Genomic DNA, 20,023 nt, shown 5'->3' with positions numbered 1-20,023 from the left:
GCAGGAGCAGATTCATTGATAGCAAGTATATAACTACTCAACGTGATGGTAGTGTATCAGTTGATCGTAGAACCTTACAGTCTTTATGTTCATGAACTCAAGCATTCCATACCTTGAGAGTTCTCTACCAAACCCACTCTTCTTTACACCCCCAAATGGTACCCTAGGATCTGATACAACAACGTTGTTAACAGTAACCAAGCCAGCCTCTATTGCCCTTGCAACCCTCTCAGCCCTATCAAGGTCTGTTGTCCATACACTTGCTCCCAACCCAAACTCAGAGTCATTAGCAAGCCTTATTGCTTCCTTCTCATCATCTACAACCATTATAGGTGCTACAGGGCCAAAGACCTCCTCCCTAACTATCCTCATCCTCTCCTTCACATTGGTTAATATGGTTGGGGCATAGTAGTAGCCTTTACTACCTATCCTCTCTCCCCCTATCAAGACCTCTCCCCCTCCTTCCTTCACAGTCTCCTTGACTATACCATCTATGTACTCCAATGCATGCTTGTTCACCAATGGTCCAAGTTCTGTATCCTCATGCATTGGGTCACCTACCTTCATCCTCTCAGCCTTTCTAGCAAATGCCTCTATGAACTCCTTTGCTACGCTCCTCATCACTATAAACCTCTTACTTGCTATGCAACTCTGTCCATTGTTTATGAACCTACCCTTAACTGCTGCACTTGAAGCCTTCTCAACATCAGCATCGTCAAGCACTATGAATGGATCGCTCCCTCCAAGTTCAAGCACACATTTCTTAACATGCATTGCTGCCCTTGATGCTACCTTTGCGCCAACCTCAACACTACCAGTGAAGGTTACAGCATCTACAGGCGAGTCTATCAACATCTCTCCAACCCTTCCATCACCTATGACTACAGAGAATATGCCTAGGTTATCTACGCTTGAGAAGATCCTCTCCAACTCCTTGCCACATTGAGGAGTTATGCTTGATGGCTTCATCACTATAGTGTTCCCAGCCATGAGTGCTGGTGCAGCAAACCTTATACTCTGCCAGTATGGGAAGTTCCAAGGCATTATGCTCCCTATAACGCCTAGTGGCTCGAATGCTATGAACGTCTTCCTTGCATCTGTTACAGTAACCTCATCATCTATGAAGTGCTCACCATTATCTGCAAAGTACTCTATGGTCCAAGCACACTTCTCAACCTCTGCCCTTGCCTCCCTTATAGTCTTGCCCATCTCCATCGTTGCTACCCTTGCAAGATGCTCCTTCTCCTTGCGTAGAATGCTAGCAATCTCATATAGCACTGATGCCCTTCTATGGGCATCCCTCCTCCATAACTGGAATGCTTCCTTTGCCTTCTTAACCCTTGCTATAACCTCATCCATGCTCATGGTATCATGCTCCCCAATAACCTCCTCGCTAGCAGGATTTATTGTTAGTATCCTATTACTACCCATATCCTATAAACAGGTAGCGAGGTATAAAAATAATGTTGTATTAACTTTATGATAAGAGGAGGATAATCATGTGTTAGCTTATGCTAACTGTAGTATAAACTGTTATTGGATTATTACACAATAAACTTAATAACTTAACCTTATATCATATAGTAGGTGCTAGAGATGGAGAATGGTAGGGAAGAATATATGGATTCGGTAGAAAAGTTACTTGATTCGCTAGCGTTGATACGTAAAATACCACAGTTCAGAGCATTCATGCCTATAAGAGTTATAGAAGTGACTGAGGAAGCGCTCTTGAGCTATAGTAGGATTAGTGCAAGTCTAGCATCAAGCATAGCAGAGTATTATATGCTATTAAGTGCAACATCACTAGAGGCTAGCAGGAAGGCTGCACTGAAGATGGCAGAGATCAAGGATGGTGAGAAGGCTAGGAAAGCATGGATAGATGTATTCGAGCAAGAGTTTAATGAACTCTTTAGGTCTCAAAGGTTTGGTAATGTTGTGAATAACATAATCACGTCTTACGCTGATCTCCTCAAGAGTATAGCAGGTATAGTTGAGGTTTACTTTAAGGAGTTAGGATTACCAACTAGGAGTGAGATGGATAGTGTGTATAGGGAGATGGTTAAGATGAAGCGTGATATTGCTAACCTTGCTGATGAGATGAAGAGGTTAAAGGAAGATATAGAGAGGAGAAAGGATGAGAATATTCATAACGCAGCCCTAGCGAAGTAATAACCACCTTATATTTTGGATATAATTTCTCTATTATAAATTATAATTATTCTCTAGAGTTATACCATAAAGGTTAAATATTTGTAGCCTCATCTCATTATGAGATGTACAGTTATGCTATGCTTGCGCAGATGATAAGTGATAGCATCGTTAGATACCAAGAGGGCTTGATGAAGACACAGGAGTTGATGAGGAAGAATGATGTGAGCGTTGGCTCAACTCCACATGATGTTATCTATGTTGGTAGGAAGATAAGGCTACTACACTACAAGCCTGTTATAGATGCTAAGAACCTGCATCCAATACCTGTAATAGTTACTTATGCGCTTATAAACAAGTACTACATCCTTGACCTTCAAGAGGATAGGAGCTTTGTAGGTAACCTAATAAAGCAGGGATTCGATGTGTACATGGTTGATTGGGGCACTCCAGAGCCAATAGATAAGCATCTTACCTTTGATGATTACATTGGAAGGTATCTAGATAGGCTTGTTGATATGGTAAGGGATAGGAGTGGGGCGGAGAAGGTTACACTACTAGGATACTGCCAAGGAGGTACCATGAGCATTATGTACACTGCACTAAAGCAGGAGAAGGTTGCAAACCTAGTTACGATAGCACCAGTTATAGATACTGAGAAGGATACAAGCGTTGTAGCAAATCTATGCAAGAGCATAGATGCTGATAGGATAATAGATACGTATGGGAATCTACCAGCAGAGTTCCTGCATAGGTTCTACATGATGCTCAAGCCATTCAGCCAAGGGATGTACAAGTACATAAACCTGCTTGACAATCTAGATGATGAGTACTTTGTATCAAACTTCCTTAGGGTAGAGAAGTGGTTATTCGATACCCCCGCAATTGCAGGAGGACTATTCAAGCAGTGGATAAACGATATATACAAGGGTAACCTCCTTGTTAAGGGCAAGTTCGTACTCTGTGGCAAGAGGATAGATCTCAAGAGTATAGAGGTACCATTGCTGAACATAGTTGCAAGTGATGACCATCTAGTCTCTCCAGAGTGTAGCATACCATTGAACTACCATGTCTCTAGCGAGGATAAGATGCTTAGGGTGTATAACTGTGGGCATATAGGGCTTATAGCAAGCAAGTTATCCCAGAGCAAGGTTCTACCAGAGGTAGGCAAGTGGCTCAGGAGTAAGAGTAGTAAGAGGCTAGAACAGATTCGATGAAGTTAGTAACCATCTCCACAAATTTTTCTGGCTGCTCATAGAAGGGTATATGTCCACATCCATTCATTATTATAAGCTTTGAGTTGCTTATCCTTCTCTGGAACTCATATGCATGCTCAACTGGTATGAGAAGGTCCCTCTCACTCCAGATTATGAGCGTTGGTACACTTATCTTGTGAAGCCTCTCCTTGAGGGTTGATGCTGCTTCACGTATCCCCATGAGTGTTGATATGAAGGCATACTTGGCATTTGGTAGCATCATCCTGTTCACAAAGTCCCTTAGGTAGATCTCATCTACAGGCTTGCCACAGCTCATGAGCATGAATGCCCTTCTAGCAGTCTCTAGGTTAGGGTAGAGTGCAGCCATAACATACTGTGTGAATGCTTGAGTAGGCTCAGCTGACATGCCAGATGGAGTAACAAGGACCAATGAGTTGAGCATATCACTACCATATGCTATGGCAAACTCTGCTGCTATCTGCCCTCCAAGTGATGAACCTATGAGTGAGAACCTCCTTATCTTTAGAGTTAATGCTAGATCCCTAACGAATGAGGTGAAGAACCCCATCGTATAACTTACATCTGGCTTATCACTATAACCAAAGCCTATGATATCTGGAGCAATTACATGGTAATCCTTTGCAAGTAAAGGTATAACCTTTGCCCAGCGCTCTGCTGCAGCACCTATACCATGAAGTAGTATTATATGCTTAGAGTTAGATGTTCCATCCTCCAATAGCCTGATCCTGTAGTTACTAACAGTTATAAACTCCTGCCTCATACCTAACGGTAATTACATACTAATATAATGTAAATGTTTGTTAATTTTGAGTAATTACTTAATATTATGGATGATACTAACCCCAGGATCTAACCTAGGTGCAAGTTACATGAGTATCATTATTAGTTCAGTAACCATCTACCTTTGCACTCTTATCCTTGATGTACTCTGCAAGTAATGATATTATAGCAGCTGCAGATGTGGCAGAGTTGTATGCCAATGCCCTTGCAAGTTTAAGCCTTGTGCAGAGAGCACTATCCTCCTTCTCATCCATCTCTCTCCTCCTCTCCAGATCATATGCTATGGAGCATGAAAGGGTTACAACCTTCTCTATATCTCTAAGGATACCGTTAAGAGAAGGCATCTCCTTGCTTATCTTGGAGATGTGTCTCTTTAACTCCTTCTCATCAACAATCAACATTATCTCGGTCTCTGAGCTCTTCATCATAATTATAGAGATCTCATTCTATATAAGTATTTTCTATATAGACTCCCTTGCATTATAGTGATGGGATTGGTTACCTTAATACATTAGATTGGTTACACTGGAGCAAACCCATAGTAGCCTGTTGCAGGAGCTTCCTCCTTCACCTTGGGCTCAACTATTGCTATCCTATACCCATCTGGATCCTCTACAACCATGTACTTACCTTTCTCATCCTCCTGTACATCTGCATAGAACTTAACGTTCATGCTCCTAAGCCTCTCCCTAACATACTTTATATCACTAGTTATGAAGCTGAGCATGGCACCTTCATTGCTAACCCTTGCCTTGCTTGGATGGAGTGCTAGAACAGCCCCATCCTTAAGGAACTCAACCCAGTCTGGAGATTCAAACTTCAACTTCAAGCCCAGCACTGAGCCGTAGAACTCCTTCGACCTACTCATATCAGAGACTAGGAGGATGACTGCATTGACCTTCCTCAAGAGCATAGATGGCTGGAAGACTGTAAGCGTGTTTGTTGCCTTTACACCTTCTATTGATCTTATCAAGGTAACTACCCTGTTGAGTTCAAGCATGTCGTAGCACTCAACCTTAGCAAATACATCGTAAGAGCCTAGGACTGCGTTGCTCTCCCTCACCTGCGGTAGCCTCTTCAACCTGTCAAGTATGGATCGCTCAGCACCACTCTCTGTATTCACAAGTATGTATGCTGTTAGCATACCTTAGGTATAACCAAAGGGTATAAAAGACTATTGCTTAACATAGCATATCATAGCATGCTGTAATACCATACAAAGCCATGTTGAATACTCTACTCTATAATTAGTCATCATAGCCCATCTATATACTGCCTATCATGGTTTGATTATGTACGTACTGCTACTGTCTTGATAACCTTCACAACCTCATCCACAATCTGTAGTGCCTTCGATGTCTCTATTCTAGGTTCTAGACTAACTACCATCATACTGCTCTTTCCAAAGATTATAAGTTGCTTTGCTCTTGCCCTCTCTGTATATGTGAATCTAACATCACCATACTCATCGCTAAGTATCTTGTACATCTCAGCCTCTATAGCAACCTGCTTGAAGAATCCTCTAGGTAGCCTCTTCATACTATAACCATTCCTATCTAACCAATGGAGTAGGGAGCCATCCCTGCTTAGTATGCATATGAAGTGTATAGAATTTGTAGATGCCATCATCCTCTCTGCCAGTGCAGTAAATTCCATCCTCCCCACCCACTCAATCAACCAACCACATATCTCTAATAGGGATTTTTAACTATATTTTAATAGGAAGGTTTAATATTGAACAGTAGTGTTGATATAGTCTTGAAGATGGTTGGTATATATTGATGGGCTTGATAGGCTGCTCTTCGTACTTGCAAGTAAGGATAGGCTTACAATAATGCATGAACTTAGCAGGGAGAGGCTTAGGCTAACAGATGTGGCAAAGAGGCTAAATGCAAGTGTGCAGGAGGCATCAAGGCACCTCTCTAGGTTGAGTAGTATGAGGTTGGTTGAGAGAGATGGCAATGGATACTATAGGATAACCATGCTAGGGAGCATAACTATGAGGATGCTGCAGCAGTTCAAGCTGGTGCTTGAGGATGGGGATTACTTCCTAACACATGATATATCATTCCTGCCAGAGGAGTCTATAAATGGTATAGGGGAGATAGCAGAACATGAGCATAGCAGTAACCTTGCTGATGTGTTGAATGGTGCAGAGAAGATAATAGAAGAGGCTGAGGAGTATATACTGCTTATATCAGATCAGATTATAATAAAGCCAGAGTTCATAGCAAAGAGTATAATAGATTATAACAAGGATGTGGAGATCAGGGCTATACTTGGAGCAGGGAGTATGAGTAGTGGGGAGTATAGAAAGATAAAGAGCATCTTTCACGACAAGAAGGTAAGCATAAGGTTCATGAATAACATCAGATTTGCAATGGCCATTAATGAGAGGAGGGCAGGGTTATGCTTCCCTCACATCAATGGAAGGATTGACTTTACATATAGTTTCAAGAGCAGTGATAGAACATTCCATAGGTGGTGCAAGGATACGTTTGAGTTCTATTGGGCTAGATGTAGTATGAAGAACCTCCAATCTTATACAAATTGACCATCTTGTAATTAGTGCATAGATACAATAACTGCATCAAATGGTCTCTATCAAGTTTAACATATAACATAGATGCCCTCTTTTATTATTACTACTACCTTTCTTTCTCTTAACTCATGCTTCTCTCTTCTGCTTCTCTAATGGTATTATTATAACTTGGACAAGGTCACCTTCCTCTATGCCTAGTGCCTTCCTCTCAGCTTCTGGTATGGATATCCTACCATTGCTCTGAACTGTTGTCTTGAATACTGCATTGAACCTAGTTAGGAGTTGTAGCGTATTTGCAAAGTTCTGCATGGCATCAATCTGCATTGATAGCATCTGCTTTATCATATCCATCTGCATAAGCTGGATATGGCTTGCAAATGATCCTAGATCGCTGCTGCTACTACTGCTACTACTGCTAGCACCCTTCTTCTTATACTGCTGTTGCTCTTGTTGCTGCTCCTTCTGCTCACCCATACTACTCATACTATCTCTTGCCCCTATACTCTATATAAACCAAGAAATAAATTGGAGGCGTTGTTAGTAAGTTACTTACTAGCTAACTACTCTCCCTTGTTGGCATGAATGTACTCCTTATGCTCTTTATTATGTTCTGGTTTATCCTAGCAAATGTCTCACATGCATCTGTTGCTATCTTCATGTTCTGTGTAGCAGTATCTATGCTTGCAATCATAACCTTGTTTGCTATAGATGTTGTCTTTGTCAGTGCATCGTTCAACTCATCAGTACCCCTTATCCATGCCTCTGGTACTGCTGGTAACCTCATAGGCTCTATGAACTCCCTCTGTGCACTAAGCGTTAGTTCCGTCAACTTCCTTATGCTATCTATTGCTTGATTCTGTAGATTGGTTATGGATTGCATATATGCTGGTCTTACCTTGTCAAACTCATTTATCATATTGACCACGCTATCCCTGTATATGTCGAATATACTCCTTCCAGCACGTTCAGTCTCGCTCATGGCTTATATTGGTATAAAAAACCAATATATATAAGTGTTTCTGGTTTAGTATGGTATATGGATGGGTGTAAAGGTTTATTATAACGATTCATCCTTATTGTTATGGAATGCTAGAAGAGGAGTTGGAGTTAGAGGGTATAGAGGGTATAGGACCAGTTACCAAGCAGAAGTTGATCGATGCTGGTGTAAGGAACATAATGGACCTTGTAGTTAGAGGTCCAGTAGGTATTGCTGATGTTACTGGCCTTGACCTTGACAAGGCTGTAACTATATGCAATAGGGCAAGGGTTAGGTTGGTGGAGTTAGGACTGCTGGAGAAGGACTTTGTTACTGCTAGTGAGATATACAAGAAGAGGCAGAACATAGAGAGGATATCAACAGGCTGCAGGAGTCTAGATGAGTTGCTTGGAGGGGGTGTTGAGACCCAGGCTATAACTGAGTTCTATGGTGAGTATGGCACAGGCAAGACTCAGATATGCAATACTCTATGCGTTATGGTTCAGTTACCAAAGGAGAAGGGAGGGTTAAATGCTGGCGCACTATACATAGATTCTGAGAATACGTTTAGGCCAGAGCGTATATACTCCATAGCAGAGGCTAGGGGTTTGGACCCAGCAGTAGCCCTAGACAGGATAATAGTTGCTAAAGCATACAACAGTTCACATCAGGAGTTGATACTTGAGGGGGCAAGCAAGATAATAGAGCAGCATAATGTAAAGTTACTCATAGTTGACTCTGCAGTAGCCCACTATAGGGCAGAGTTCCTAGGGAGGGGTACATTGGCAGAGAGGCAGCAGAGGCTAAACAAGTTCATGCACATGCTCCTTAGGATAGCAGAGACTTACAATGTGGCAGCAGTAGCAACAAACCAGATACAGGCTTCACCAGATATGTTCTTTGGCGACCCATTCAAGCCTACAGGTGGGCATGTTGTAGCACATACAAGTACGTACAGGGTGTATCTGAAGCGCTCTGGAAGGCATAGGATAGCAAGGATGGTAGATAGTCCATACCATCCAGAGAGGGAGGTTACATTCGTGCTGAGCGAGAAGGGCGTAGAGGATGTTGAGGAGAAGGAGAAGAAGGGGAAGGGGAGTAGTAACAGTAATAGCAGCAACGCTTAACGTATAAGCGAATATATTTAAATATACTGCATGTAGAGTTATAGTATGCTAGGTTTTGGTAAGAAACAGGTTAAGGAAGGGGATTACGTATTTGCAACTATTGATGAAGGTAGTTACAGTAAGGTAGTATTAGGATATGTTAACTTTGCAGAGATGGATAGGATTAAGGTTACAGGTATATACATAAAGCCTATAGGCTTGCTTGATAGGGCTAGGAGTGGGAGGATAACACAAAGGCAGCAGGAGGTGCTCAGATCACCTACGCCAGATAACATAATACACATCATCATAGATAGGGTTGAGTACGGTATCTTTGATGATTACCTCAAACCAAACAGTGCAATTGTAAGGATAAGTGCAAAGCGCTACTCAGAGATAGAGACATGGGTAAGGGATGGTTATCCAGAGTTATTCTCTATACTACTATCCCCCATAGATCCTAGGAGGGAGGAGGCTAGGCAGATATTCATGGAGAAGTACAACTCCATCTACGATAGTGAGTTCAAGCAGACTGTATCTGCAGTTGCTAGACAACTTCGGATACTCTAACTGATGCAACCATCCTCTACACTATGTAGTTTTATATTACCCATTGTAAAGAGGAATGCCATGGCAATGGAGTATGTTTACGCTGCATTACTACTACACAAGACTGGGCAGAAGATAGATGAGGATAGCATAAAGAACGTGGTAAAGGCTGCAGGCGTTGAGCCAGATGACGTTAAGGTTAAGGCTCTGGTTAGTGCACTTGCAGAGATCAATATAGATGAGGCTTTGAAGAGTACTCCTCTTGTAGCTGCTCCTAGCGCAGCACCAGCAGAAGCCAAACCAGCAGAAGCCAAGCCTAAGGAGGAGAAGAAGGAGGAAGAGGAGGAGAAGAAGGGCGAGGAGGAGGCCATGGCAGGGTTATCAGCACTATTCGGCTAAACTATAGATATCTGATTATATTGCAGTAGTAGAGATGATTAGAGCAGAGTGAAGGAAGGTAACAAGTATGGTAGTTACATTATAGTATAGCATAGTAGAGCATATGAGTTGTACGATCTAATTATCTATATTATTTATTGCTTGATATGCTTAAGATACCTTGCTAGCCTTCTCTCTACTGCTAGAGCATCATCATGCTCAAGCCTCATAGCCTCAACCTGTGTATAGTACTTCCTTGCATTGATACCTATGATATCATCTAGATCGAACCAGTCCCTAGGCTGTAACCTTATGCTCCTACTTGCTAGAATGGCATACTTCCACTTCCTACCATACAGTTCTACAGACTCATCATGCTCATCCTCCACAACCCCATCAGACTCCATGATCCCCCTTATCCTACCTAGATGCCTAGGATCATCCTTCTTAACCAACTGCAGTAGCAGTAGTTCACCATGCTGTATATTGAACCTTCTGTTTACAAAGAACTTCCCAACATCGAATACATTGTTGAGGTACATCCTCCTAACATTAAGGCGCCACATACATCCCTTATATTGTGATTAGAATCTATGCATTTGTGTGTATAATCGGTTAATTACTTCTATTGTTACTATTATTGTTGTTCTTTTTACTACTACTATTGCTATTAGCACTACTACTATTACTATTATTAATGCTGCTTCTCTAGTTTAGCAATTCATAATTCATTGGATATTAGCCTGTCTTGCTATTGTTTGTGCATGTGCCTCTGCAAGCATCAGCAGTTCCCTTATAACCTCTCTTGCTGGATATGCAGCATTAACTGCTAGTGTAAGTGCATTGCTGTATGCTCTACTTACTATCATTGCTATGCTCTCCTTGGTTGGGTATGCAGCATTAACTGCTAGTGTAAGTGCATTGCTGTATGCCTCTTCTATGCTCTTCCTGTATGCTTCAACATCCAACTTTAGATCCTCGCTCCTGTACACAAGACCATCCTCAAGGACCATGTGGAGGTTAACCCCAGCCTTTATGGGCTTTATGCCTAGTTTGCTGAGCAGTGATGCAAGCTTCATGGATATAACTTCCCCAGCCTTTGCAACCACGGTATCCTTTGCTATCCATACAGTCCCTTCCTCTATCTTGGTCTGTATCTTTGCCTCTCTAAACTCTGAGAGTATTGGACCTGGTGCAAGACCAGTGTTGCCTGCTGGAACAACTATATCCTCTGTTGCAACATCTCCACCCTTGGCTGGAAGATACACCTTGTTCTTCTCCAGTAGCATCTGTAACTTGAATGGGTTCATGTTTGTGAAGATGAGGAGGTTCTGACCCTCCATCTCCTTGAGTATCTTCTCTATACCCTTAACACCTGAGCCAGAGAGCGCCTTAACTGCAAGCCTGTTCTTAACCATGATCATCTTTGCCTCATCTGCAAGTATCTTCCTCAATGGCATAAGTTGCGTTGATCTTACCTTATCCATCTTAACAAGTGCTATTGCTCTATACCTGCTTGCTTCCTCCTGCAGCATCCTGTACATCCTTACCTTCTTCTCTGGATAGACCTTTGCCTGCTGCTGTTGTTGAATCATCTTGCCACCACCTTTGTTGGTATGAGCCTTGCTACTCTACCCATGGTGAACTTGAGCATTATCTCTGCTATATTCCTCTCTCCTGCTGGGAGTTTCTTCTCTACAGCATTTATAACTGCCATAGCATTCTCTGCCAGCATCTTATCATCCATATCCTCATCCCCTATCCTACATGCTACCATGAGTTGGTTCCTTGTCCTTGCCCTAGTAGATGATCTCAACCTATCAAGCATAGCATCTACTTGTGCATTGAATGGCAATGGCATAGCCATCTTGCCCTTGGGACCTAGAACTGGACCAAGCACTTTACCTACCGTTGGCATCAACTGCGTATCTGCAAGGAAGAAGTCGTACATGCTTGATAGTTTCTTTGCTTCACGCTTGTTATTTGCAAGTGCGCTCAACTCAGTACCCTCTATAACCTTGTCTGCATTGGCCCTCCTTGCTCTTAACGCTAGATCGCCAGATGCTATTACACATACCTTTGCCTTCTTGTTTGGTGTATGGGGTAATGCTACAACCTCATTGATAGAGAAGCCTTTCTTAACATCTATATCCTTCAGTACCAGTATGAGATCTACGCTCTGCTTGAAGTTCCTCTTACCTGCCTTCTCCCTTGCCTCCTTTACCAGATTGAGTAGATCTAAATCCAATTCTATCTTGCTAGATCTGATGCTATTAAAATAGTTTCCCCTTGCACTATGCTTGACTTATATGCTGAAAAATTCCCTATGCTATAGAACAATAATTATATTTATTAAGGAGTGTTATATAGATCTATGATAGATTGAACAGGCTTGATGAGTTGGATCTGAAGATACTCTACGAACTGGTTAACGATGCCTCCATATCAGTGCCAGAGATGAGTAGGAAGATAGGTGCAAACACATCGGTGATATACAGCAGGATAAAGAGACTGCTCAAGCTTGGGGTGATAAAGAAGTATACGATCATAATGGATGAGAGCAAGTTAGGGGTTAACATAAATGCTATAGTTGGGATAAACAGGGATCCAAAGGCAAAGCAGCATGTGTATGAGGAGATAAAGAATATACCTCAGGTAACTAACATCTCAGAGGTGTCTGGGAGGTTTGATATGCTTGTGAGCATAGGTGTAAAGAACCTAGAGGAGTTGCACAATGTTGTTATAAATAGGATAGGTAAGATAGATGGTATACTTAACACAGAGACGTTTGTTGAACTACACAAGAGCGAGAATAAGGCTGTGTATGTAAAGTCACTGCTTGAACAGCAGAAGCAGAAGGTAGTACTTGAATAGGTAGATAATAACACAAATTATAATTTTTAGTTGGTTGCTACTCTTAATACTAATATTATGTCTACAAAATAGTTACAATAAATAAGAAGAGTTTTTGATGGTACTATACTCTATTCCAGATACGCTCTTAACATCCAAGCCATCTTCTCATGCCTCTGCATTATTCCTATAAGGAAGTCATTTGTGCCCATGTCATGGTAGTTATCTGCAACAGTATCAGCATCCTTCCTGATGGTACGTATGATATACTCATGATCGCTCAGCAGGTTGCTTAGCATGCTCCTTGCATCTGGATACTTGCCTGGCTCCTCCTTTATCCTTGCCATGGATAGGAACTCTGCAAGCGTTCCAGTTGCATACCCTCCCAACTGCCTTATCCTCTCTGCAACCTCATCTATGATCTCATCAAGCTCTTCATACTGCTTGCCGAAGAACTCATGCAACTCATTGAAGTTTGTACCAGTAACATTCCAATGGTAGTTCTTGGTCTTGGTGTAGAGTGTATACTCATCAGCAAGTAACACTGTAAGTATCTTTATTGTACCCTCACGACTCTCCTTGCTTAGTCCTATATCTATTTTAGGTGTGGTTGTTACTGTAACCTCCATATACAATGTAACTATCCATGATATTTAAGATTTACCTACTACTATAATCGCATTGCCTATACTATACCTCTATCTTTACCTTACCATCATCTATTGCCTTCAAGACTTCCTTTGGCTTCTTCCCATCAACAGTAACACCTAGGCTACCACATGCTCCTATAACCTCCTTAACTGCTGCCATTAGGCTCCTAGCATAGCTTGAGTTGATCTTTAGCCTTGCTATCTTGAGCACCTTATCCATCGTTATATCCCCAACATACTCCTGTCCAGGCTTGCCAGACCCCTTGCTTATCCCTGCCTCCTTCATGATCAGCATCGCAGTAGGGGGTATACCAACATCTATAGTGAATTCTTTGCTCTCAACATCAACCTCAACCTTAACTGGTACCTTCATACCAGCATACTCTCTAGTCTTCTCATTTATTGCATTAACAACAGCAAGTACATTAACGCCTAAAGGTCCTAGGGATGGGCCTAGGGGTGGTCCAGCATTAGCCTCTCCTCCAGTAACAAGGAGTGATATTGTCTTCTTCTCTCCCATACCATTATGCTCTTTCAATGATATTATTATTCTTAACCATTCATTATACACGCATTAACCTTCTCCCAAAGAGAAGTGCAGATGCAGTAGCAGTTATCATCACTATCATTGCTGCAGGGAACTCTGGTACAACGTTTATGGTGAACCCAGCATCCTCACCTGTGTTGTTAACATCCCTTATCAGAATGGTTAATGGGCCCTTATGCTCCTCCTTGAATATGAACTCATGTACATACCCTGCATGCTCTGCATACTCCTCGAATATGATACTTCCATCCTTCATTATAACAAATGTGTGTGGCACTATATCCCTCAACTCTCCTGTAACACTATCCATGAACTCATGGGAGAACCTTACAGGCATGTTTGGCTCTATAACTGCTGGTTCTACTATCAACTCTACATGCAAACCTGCTACAGTGCTAGCAGCATGTAACTTGCTAGTATCATGCATCCTATCCTTATCGTGAGCCCCATCCTCCATACCCTCAGCATAACCCATGCCCAAGAATGATGAGAGTAACAGTACCATCATACCAACAGTATTCATGATGGTTAGATTGATCCTTACCATGGAGATGGTTAGCAATTTACTGTATATAATATTATCTGGCTATAATACCATTGTTATTATTACCATCATTATTATCCATTAATCTCATTCAGCCTTCTGCTGCTGTGATGCCTTCTGTAGCAACTTGAGGTAGTTTGTATCTATAGTTACTGGTAGTTGGTATTGAGCATCCAGTAGCACAACCCTTGCTTCTTGCTTATCGTAATCAACCCTTGTTATCCTTGCCTTCATACCCTTGAATGGTCCTCCTATTATCTCAACAACATCATCTACTGCAAGCTCACTTACTGCTGGCTTCTTTATGAGCATCCCCTCTATATCCTTAAAGTCCATCTCACCCTTCAACTGCCCCCTAACATGCTTGAGCCCAGATAATGCCTCTATCAAAGCATTCCCATCCATAGCCTCTATGATTATGTAGCCCTTCATGTTATCTAGCACGAGTACGGATAGTATGCCTATGTTCTTTATTGCTATTCTATTCTCTATAAGCCTTGCAACTGTATGCTCCTGCCCCCCAGTAGTCCTTATTATGAAGAATTTAGACTCTGGCAACCCAACTAGCCTCCGAATGTTAGTGTTATGTACGTTGCTATCAACTGTATTATGAATGCTAGTACCCCTACAACCCCTAGCCCTAGGAGGAGCATCCTCAAGTGTATATTGTACTCCTCCCTATCTGGCTTCTTGGTTAGCTTGAGCGTATTGTACATCTCCCTCAACCTGTTCTCTATCCTTGCTAGCATGCCTATTCTATAAATAAGACATAATATAATATTTCTTTCCATGTACCCATTACTGATAGCCTCAAGGGATGATATCTGTGCAATGAATATGGCATCATACCTAATCACTCAGTGCAGTATGGAGGTGTATAATGATGGGAGTAATAGCAGCAGTAGGAAGATCTACTCATGCCCATACTTTGCTCTCATGCTAATAGATGGTAGTGTACTAGAGGCAGAGTGGATAGACCAATGGCTTAGTAGTAATAGTAGTAATAGTAATAGTAAGAAGCATGATAGCAATGATACCAATGCAACTATGGTTATTGATGTTGATTGCTACATCTTCCTATCAAGGCATAGATCTAAGAGCAATAAGCCTACCCTAACATGCCATAGTACTGGGAACTTCTCACATGCTGTCATGGGAGGTAACGCTAGAGAGTTGGCATACACGTATCCAAGTCTTCAGAAGTGCTACATGCTAAACCTCTACTCAAATAGGGGCAAGGTTCCAAACTACGATATAGTTATAGAGGCTACACATCATGGTCCAACATCCCTAGCAAAGCCTGTACTCTTCATAGAGATAGGCTCTAGTGAGAGGGAATGGAGTGATATGGATGCTATTAGCGTTACATGTGAGTCTCTGCTATCCAGCATAGTAAACTTCAAGGAGTATGGTAGAAAGGTTGGGATAGCACTTGGAGGAACACACTACCCTGAGAAGTTCACAAATCTGCTTATAGACTCTGATATAGCATTGGCAAGTGTTGCATCTAAGCATAACCTTAAGCACGTTGATGAGTTAATGCTTAGGCAGATGATAGCAAAGAGCATAGAGCCTGTAAGGTACATAATACTTGACTGGAAGGGTCTAGGGAGTGAGAAGGATAGAATAGTTAACCTTGCAAATAGTGTTGAGGGGATGGAGGTGATCAGGGTATAATGAACATGAGTATGGATGAGATGAGTATTATGGTATACAGATTGGTTAGCATGGTACCTGAGGGTAGAGTCTGTACATACTCAGATTTAGCAAGGGCGTTAGGGAAGCCAAAAGCATACAGGTTAGTTGGGAAGATATTGAATAGGAATCCTAACCCAGTAGTTGTACCATGCCATAGGGTTGTAAGATCAGATGGTAGAGTAGGAGGGTACATGCATGGTTATGAGGCTAAGAGGAGGCTGCTTGAGGGTGAAGGTATAAGGATAGATGGTAAAGGGATGATAGTTGACTTTGATTCTGTAAGGTTCAGGTTAGATAAAATAAATAGGTGATAAGGCTCAGCCCATGAGCACAGCCCTTATATCATCCAGTTTAGCCTTTACAGCATCCTCATAGTAACTATCAACTACAAGTATGGTTGCTCCTACACCAGAGCCATCCTTAAGACCTACACCACCAACAGTAACATTATTGCCGAATAGGAACTCCTTATCAAGATCATCAACTGTCAGTGGTGAGCCATCTGCCTTCTTTATAGTTGGGTCTATTACAAACCTTATAGTATCTGCAGGGGCTAGTATATTACCATCGTTATCGTACTGCCCCTTGAGAGATGCTCCACTTCTAGCATCGTCTCTAAGCCTCATCCCTACAATACTCTCTATTGCATTCAGTGCTGATCCAGCATCCATCTTTGTATATGGTAGTATGAAGACAGTAAGCCTCCCACTCTGTACAGGTTCAGGTCCAGTATAGGTTAGATTTGCGCCATACGAACTCTCTCTTTGGATCTTCTCCATAAGCCTCTCATCTACACTAGGATAATCGTTGAAGGCCCTTATCCCTACTATTCCTGCTATTGCTATAACAACTATTATTGCTGGTATAATATAATAATAGCGCCTCATCATATCCCATCCCTCACACTATAAGGTTAAGTACAGCATAAGCATATATATATCCTGTGGTTGATGTACTCCCTACTCTACCTACAAGGATGAATTTATCTGTATCATTGTAATCTATAGGCTCTGCTATTGATAACGCTGCCATTCTATCATCTAGCGCACAACTGCTACCCATACCAACACACTGTGTGAAGCCTTTAGTTCTCGTTGAACCGTCTACCCTTAACTCTGTAAAGAAGAACCCTCCATAGCCTACGAACTGCTCAAAGTTGCTTACTGCTAGTGCACCGCAACCACTACTGCTATTACATGTGTAAGATATACTCATATACGTACTACTACAATTTACTGTAGTAAAACTCGTGCTTGTAGTTGACCAAGTGCATGGCAGTGTTTTATTCCATACTCTTACAGCTGTAGCCTCATTAATGGGTATACTAGTGCTAACTATACTGCCTAATACTGATACTACCAAGGATAGTTGGAGTAATCTAACTACTCTTGACTTCATTAAAGATGAATATCACTTTCTGATATATATAGCGATCAAAAGAATTAGATTCAATACACTATTATTATAATCACACTTGTTTTCTCTTCTCCTCTTCAACAAGAGACCTTAGATGTGCTAAAGATCTTACCTGTCCTCCCTTTATCCTCCTATACAATGACCAGAACACTTTGTTGCTTATCTCCTTCCTATCCTTCAAGACCTTCAGATACCTCCTGTATGCCCTAACCTTCGTTACCCACAACTCCTTCTTGCCCTGTCTTGCACTCTTCTTCCCTTCCTTAGAGCCTTTGCCTTTACCCCTCTTCTTCTCTTTAGCATGCTTTATCCTTGCCCTTCCCCTAGATGTACCCTTTATACTCTTGATGAGTATGGTCCTTGCAGTCAATAGACTCCTCATATCTGCCCTAGTTATAGCATCCTCAACATCCTCAAGATAATTTGGGTCAAACTTTATCCTGTTTGCTCCTACTCCCAATGCTCTAGCAGCAAGTTTACGCTTGTTCTTAAGGTTCATAGCAATAACACCCCATCCTCACCCATCATGACTCATGGATTTAAAACCTTTATACCCAACTCTTTAGCCTTGCTTATAATCATTGCTCTCTTCCTTGCACCTACAGTAGATGCTATCCTTGCTGCATCCCTTGAAGCATCTAATCTACTCAACTCCTCAACATTATGAACCAACACATCTCTATAGCCAGATGGATGAAGGTACCTTGCTACTCTAGGCCCTCTATAGCCTACCTTCACTATCTTTGGCCAGCCTTTAACCTGTAAGCGCATCTTGCTATCTATACCCTTGGGCTTCCTCCAGTTCTCCTTGACACGCTTGTACCTCCAACTCTCCTGCCTAACGAATTCAGGCTTCCTTGCCTTCACTGCCCTCCTGAGTTCCAGCAACTCCTTGTTTATCATGACAAGATCTCTTACTTTGCCCCTCCAGTTAAATATATTTCTATTCTGTAAGGAAAGGAGAAGCTCTACAAATAGTTAAATAACCCATCATTATGCCCATCCCTATGGACTTTAATGGGCTTGAACTGAGCATAAACGGTTATTCTATAAGCCCAAGCAAGGTGTACAGGAACCCTTCTGTTGATGATCTTGTAAGGATGGCTCTTGAGAGGAGAGAGGGTACCCTAGCATCAAATGGTGCACTAACAGTCTACACTGGCAAGTACACTGGAAGGTCCCCTGATGACAAGTTCATAGTCAGGGATGAGTATACAGATGATGCTGTAGATTGGGGTAACGTTAACCATCCATTCGAGCCAGATGCGTTCGATGCACTCTGCAAGAGAGTTGTAGAGTACCTTAATGGCAAGGAGCTCTTTGTGTTTGATGGTTATGCTGGGGCAGATGAGAAGGCAAGGCTCAACCTAAGGGTTGTAACAGATACAGCATGGCAGAGCCTATTTGCAAGGAACCTATTCATAAGGCCTAAGGATAGTGAGTTAGATAAGTTTGAGCCAACATTTACAGTAACATCCATAACAGGGTTCTTTGCTGATCCTGCAAGGGATAAGGTTAGGAGCGAGGTCTTCATAATCCTAAACCTTACAAAGAGGATAACCCTTATAGGAGGAACCTCGTATGCTGGGGAGATAAAGAAGGCTGTATTCTCTGCAATGAACTACTACCTCCCAGAGAAGGGTATAATGCCAATGCACTGTGCAGCAAACATGGGTAGAGATGGAGATGTAGCATTGTTCTTTGGACTCTCTGGTACAGGGAAGACAAGCCTATCTGCAGATACTAGCAGGATGCTCATAGGGGATGATGAGCATGGATGGTCTGATGATGGTGTATTCAACTTTGAGGGAGGGTGCTATGCTAAATGCATAAACCTGAGCAGAGAGAAGGAGCCACAGATATGGGAGGCTATAAGATATGGAGCAATAATGGAGAATGTTGTCCTTGATGAGAGTGGTAATCCAGACTACAAGGATGCAAGCATAACAGAGAATACTAGAGTAGCATACCCTCTAGAGTACATACCAAACTCCATAATACCAAGCAAGGGACCTCATCCAAAGGTTATAATCTTCCTTACAGCAGATGCGTTTGGAGTGCTACCTCCTATAGCAAGGCTCAGTAAGGAAGGTGCTATGTACCACTTCCTATCAGGCTACACGAGTAAGTTGGCAGGCACTGAGAGAGGTGTAACAAAGCCGAAGGAGACGTTCTCAGTATGCTTTGCTGCTCCATTCATGCCTAGACCTGCTATGGTATATGCTAAGATGCTTGGAGAGAGGATAGAGAAGTATGGCACAAGAACATACCTAATAAACACTGGATGGATAGGAGGGCCATATGGAGTTGGTGAGAGGATAAAGATAGAGTATAGTAGGGCAATGGTGAAGGCTGCTATAAGCGGGGAGATAGAGAAGGCAAGGTTTGTTAATGATGGGATATTCAACCTTGATATACCAACATCATGCCCAGGAGTACCAGATAACATACTCATCCCTAGGGAGAGTTGGCAGGAGAAGGATGCATATGATATTGCAGCAAAGAGACTTGCAAGGCTCTTCGTTGAGAACTTCAAGAAGTTCAAGGATGTGCCTAAGGAGGTAGTTGAGGCTGGGCCTAGAGTATACGATGTGTAAT

Annotated in this window: 29 protein-coding genes; 10 read left to right on the top strand and 19 right to left on the bottom strand. The window is 42.1% G+C overall.

The window, feature by feature from the left end; genetic code table 11:
- Positions 1-33: 33 nt before the first annotated feature.
- On the bottom strand, positions 34-1,431 hold the full coding sequence (locus CRG89_RS01990; protein WP_103286698.1) for an NAD-dependent succinate-semialdehyde dehydrogenase: 1,398 nt from the start codon (positions 1,429-1,431) through the stop codon (positions 34-36).
- 165 nt (positions 1,432-1,596) lie between these two features.
- Here CRG89_RS01990 and CRG89_RS01985 point away from each other — a divergent pair, with 165 nt between their 5' ends.
- Positions 1,597-2,169: a poly(R)-hydroxyalkanoic acid synthase subunit PhaE gene (locus CRG89_RS01985; RefSeq protein WP_231911585.1), complete on the top strand. Its 573-nt coding sequence runs from the start codon at positions 1,597-1,599 to the stop codon at positions 2,167-2,169.
- A gap of 104 nt (positions 2,170-2,273) precedes the next feature.
- A complete protein-coding gene (gene phaC / locus CRG89_RS01980; protein WP_103286696.1) occupies positions 2,274-3,365 on the top strand; it encodes a class III poly(R)-hydroxyalkanoic acid synthase subunit PhaC in 1,092 nt (363 codons plus the stop codon).
- On the opposite strand, the gene CRG89_RS01975 is transcribed toward phaC, so the two are convergent.
- From CRG89_RS01975 to CRG89_RS01960, 4 genes are all read right to left on the bottom strand, one after another.
- A complete protein-coding gene (locus CRG89_RS01975) occupies positions 3,325-4,146 on the bottom strand; it encodes an alpha/beta fold hydrolase (RefSeq protein ID WP_103286695.1) in 822 nt (273 codons plus the stop codon). The genes phaC and CRG89_RS01975 overlap by 41 nt on opposite strands.
- Before the next feature lie 127 nt (positions 4,147-4,273).
- Positions 4,274-4,594 (bottom strand): hypothetical protein, encoded by a 321-nt coding sequence (locus tag CRG89_RS01970; protein WP_103286694.1) that lies wholly within the window; start codon positions 4,592-4,594, stop codon positions 4,274-4,276.
- Between the two features lie 92 nt (positions 4,595-4,686).
- Positions 4,687-5,310: an Lrp/AsnC ligand binding domain-containing protein gene (locus CRG89_RS01965; RefSeq protein ID WP_103286693.1), complete on the bottom strand. Its 624-nt coding sequence runs from the start codon at positions 5,308-5,310 to the stop codon at positions 4,687-4,689.
- A 146-nt stretch (positions 5,311-5,456) separates the two neighbouring features.
- Positions 5,457-5,822, bottom strand: coding sequence for a hypothetical protein (locus tag CRG89_RS01960; protein WP_148695260.1), 366 nt, complete (start codon positions 5,820-5,822; stop codon positions 5,457-5,459).
- Between the two features lie 112 nt (positions 5,823-5,934).
- Between CRG89_RS01960 and CRG89_RS01955 the strand changes: the two genes are divergently transcribed.
- Complete coding sequence (locus CRG89_RS01955; protein WP_103286691.1) at positions 5,935-6,720, top strand: helix-turn-helix transcriptional regulator; 786 nt, start codon at positions 5,935-5,937, stop codon at positions 6,718-6,720.
- Positions 6,721-6,834: 114 nt separating this feature from the next.
- On the opposite strand, the gene CRG89_RS08960 is transcribed toward CRG89_RS01955, so the two are convergent.
- Both CRG89_RS08960 and CRG89_RS01945 read right to left on the bottom strand, forming a co-directional pair.
- Positions 6,835-7,191, bottom strand: coding sequence for an AbrB/MazE/SpoVT family DNA-binding domain-containing protein (locus CRG89_RS08960; RefSeq protein WP_103286690.1), 357 nt, complete (start codon positions 7,189-7,191; stop codon positions 6,835-6,837).
- A 73-nt stretch (positions 7,192-7,264) separates the two neighbouring features.
- A complete protein-coding gene (locus CRG89_RS01945; RefSeq protein WP_103286689.1) occupies positions 7,265-7,687 on the bottom strand; it encodes a hypothetical protein in 423 nt (140 codons plus the stop codon).
- A 107-nt stretch (positions 7,688-7,794) separates the two neighbouring features.
- On the opposite strand from CRG89_RS01945, the gene radA reads away from it, so the two are divergent.
- From radA to rpl12p, 3 genes are all read left to right on the top strand, one after another.
- Positions 7,795-8,811: a DNA repair and recombination protein RadA gene (gene radA, locus CRG89_RS01940; protein WP_103286688.1), complete on the top strand. Its 1,017-nt coding sequence runs from the start codon at positions 7,795-7,797 to the stop codon at positions 8,809-8,811.
- A gap of 45 nt (positions 8,812-8,856) precedes the next feature.
- A complete protein-coding gene (locus CRG89_RS01935) occupies positions 8,857-9,360 on the top strand; it encodes a hypothetical protein (RefSeq protein ID WP_103286687.1) in 504 nt (167 codons plus the stop codon).
- A gap of 66 nt (positions 9,361-9,426) precedes the next feature.
- Positions 9,427-9,738, top strand: coding sequence for a 50S ribosomal protein P1 (gene rpl12p / locus CRG89_RS01930; protein ID WP_103287874.1), 312 nt, complete (start codon positions 9,427-9,429; stop codon positions 9,736-9,738).
- A 134-nt stretch (positions 9,739-9,872) separates the two neighbouring features.
- On the opposite strand, the gene CRG89_RS01925 is transcribed toward rpl12p, so the two are convergent.
- The 3 genes from CRG89_RS01925 to CRG89_RS01915 all read right to left on the bottom strand — a co-directional run bounded on the left by CRG89_RS01925 (position 9,873) and on the right by CRG89_RS01915 (position 11,965).
- Positions 9,873-10,283, bottom strand: a complete 411-nt coding sequence (locus CRG89_RS01925; RefSeq protein ID WP_103286686.1) for a hypothetical protein — start codon at positions 10,281-10,283, stop codon at positions 9,873-9,875.
- A gap of 162 nt (positions 10,284-10,445) precedes the next feature.
- Positions 10,446-11,312 (bottom strand): 50S ribosomal protein L10, encoded by an 867-nt coding sequence (locus tag CRG89_RS01920; RefSeq protein ID WP_103286685.1) that lies wholly within the window; start codon positions 11,310-11,312, stop codon positions 10,446-10,448.
- Positions 11,309-11,965, bottom strand: coding sequence for a 50S ribosomal protein L1 (locus CRG89_RS01915; protein WP_197706601.1), 657 nt, complete (start codon positions 11,963-11,965; stop codon positions 11,309-11,311). Before CRG89_RS01915 ends, CRG89_RS01920 begins: the two co-directional genes overlap by 4 nt.
- A 134-nt stretch (positions 11,966-12,099) precedes the next feature.
- Here CRG89_RS01915 and CRG89_RS01910 point away from each other — a divergent pair, with 134 nt between their 5' ends.
- Entirely contained in the window at positions 12,100-12,591 is a 492-nt protein-coding gene (locus CRG89_RS01910) for an Lrp/AsnC family transcriptional regulator (protein WP_103286683.1), read from the top strand.
- A gap of 110 nt (positions 12,592-12,701) precedes the next feature.
- On the opposite strand, the gene CRG89_RS01905 is transcribed toward CRG89_RS01910, so the two are convergent.
- From CRG89_RS01905 to CRG89_RS01885, 5 genes are all read right to left on the bottom strand, one after another.
- The gene (locus CRG89_RS01905; RefSeq protein ID WP_103286682.1) at positions 12,702-13,199 is read right to left on the bottom strand and encodes a Dps family protein; all 498 of its coding nucleotides are present in this window, start codon (positions 13,197-13,199) and stop codon (positions 12,702-12,704) included.
- Positions 13,200-13,260: 61 nt separating this feature from the next.
- Positions 13,261-13,740, bottom strand: coding sequence for a 50S ribosomal protein L11 (locus tag CRG89_RS01900; RefSeq protein WP_103287873.1), 480 nt, complete (start codon positions 13,738-13,740; stop codon positions 13,261-13,263).
- A gap of 43 nt (positions 13,741-13,783) precedes the next feature.
- Positions 13,784-14,314 carry a hypothetical protein gene (locus tag CRG89_RS01895; RefSeq protein ID WP_103286681.1) on the bottom strand — a complete coding sequence of 177 codons (531 nt, stop codon included), beginning with the start codon at positions 14,312-14,314 and terminating at the stop codon, positions 13,784-13,786.
- An 84-nt stretch (positions 14,315-14,398) separates the two neighbouring features.
- Positions 14,399-14,869, bottom strand: a complete 471-nt coding sequence (locus tag CRG89_RS01890; protein WP_103286680.1) for a transcription elongation factor Spt5 — start codon at positions 14,867-14,869, stop codon at positions 14,399-14,401.
- 5 nt (positions 14,870-14,874) lie between these two features.
- Positions 14,875-15,060, bottom strand: a complete 186-nt coding sequence (locus CRG89_RS01885; RefSeq protein ID WP_103286679.1) for a protein translocase SEC61 complex subunit gamma — start codon at positions 15,058-15,060, stop codon at positions 14,875-14,877.
- Positions 15,061-15,100: 40 nt separating this feature from the next.
- Here CRG89_RS01885 and CRG89_RS01880 point away from each other — a divergent pair, with 40 nt between their 5' ends.
- Together CRG89_RS01880 and CRG89_RS01875 are read left to right on the top strand one after the other, a co-directional pair.
- On the top strand, positions 15,101-15,988 hold the full coding sequence (locus tag CRG89_RS01880) for a D-aminoacyl-tRNA deacylase (protein WP_103286678.1): 888 nt from the start codon (positions 15,101-15,103) through the stop codon (positions 15,986-15,988).
- Positions 15,988-16,320, top strand: coding sequence for an MGMT family protein (locus tag CRG89_RS01875; protein ID WP_197706602.1), 333 nt, complete (start codon positions 15,988-15,990; stop codon positions 16,318-16,320). Before CRG89_RS01880 ends, CRG89_RS01875 begins: the two co-directional genes overlap by 1 nt.
- Before the next feature lie 6 nt (positions 16,321-16,326).
- Here CRG89_RS01875 and CRG89_RS01870 read toward each other — a convergent pair whose 3' ends face one another.
- The 4 genes from CRG89_RS01870 to CRG89_RS01855 form a co-directional block, all read right to left on the bottom strand.
- A complete protein-coding gene (locus CRG89_RS01870; protein ID WP_103286677.1) occupies positions 16,327-16,899 on the bottom strand; it encodes a hypothetical protein in 573 nt (190 codons plus the stop codon).
- Positions 16,900-16,909: 10 nt separating this feature from the next.
- On the bottom strand, positions 16,910-17,224 hold the full coding sequence (locus CRG89_RS08570; protein ID WP_148695261.1) for a hypothetical protein: 315 nt from the start codon (positions 17,222-17,224) through the stop codon (positions 16,910-16,912).
- Between the two features lie 253 nt (positions 17,225-17,477).
- A complete protein-coding gene (locus CRG89_RS01860; protein ID WP_197706603.1) occupies positions 17,478-17,924 on the bottom strand; it encodes a 50S ribosomal protein L19e in 447 nt (148 codons plus the stop codon).
- A gap of 32 nt (positions 17,925-17,956) precedes the next feature.
- Complete coding sequence (locus CRG89_RS01855; protein WP_103286674.1) at positions 17,957-18,328, bottom strand: 50S ribosomal protein L32e; 372 nt, start codon at positions 18,326-18,328, stop codon at positions 17,957-17,959.
- A gap of 104 nt (positions 18,329-18,432) precedes the next feature.
- On the opposite strand from CRG89_RS01855, the gene pckA reads away from it, so the two are divergent.
- A complete protein-coding gene (gene pckA, locus CRG89_RS01850; protein WP_103286673.1) occupies positions 18,433-20,022 on the top strand; it encodes a phosphoenolpyruvate carboxykinase (ATP) in 1,590 nt (529 codons plus the stop codon).
- Position 20,023: the final 1 nt, after the last annotated feature.

Source organism: Candidatus Nitrosocaldus islandicus, assembly GCF_002906215.1.
Taxonomy (GTDB): Archaea; Thermoproteota; Nitrososphaeria; order Nitrososphaerales; family Nitrosocaldaceae; genus Nitrosocaldus; species Nitrosocaldus cavascurensis.
This window is presented reverse-complemented; position numbering and strand designations above follow the sequence as displayed.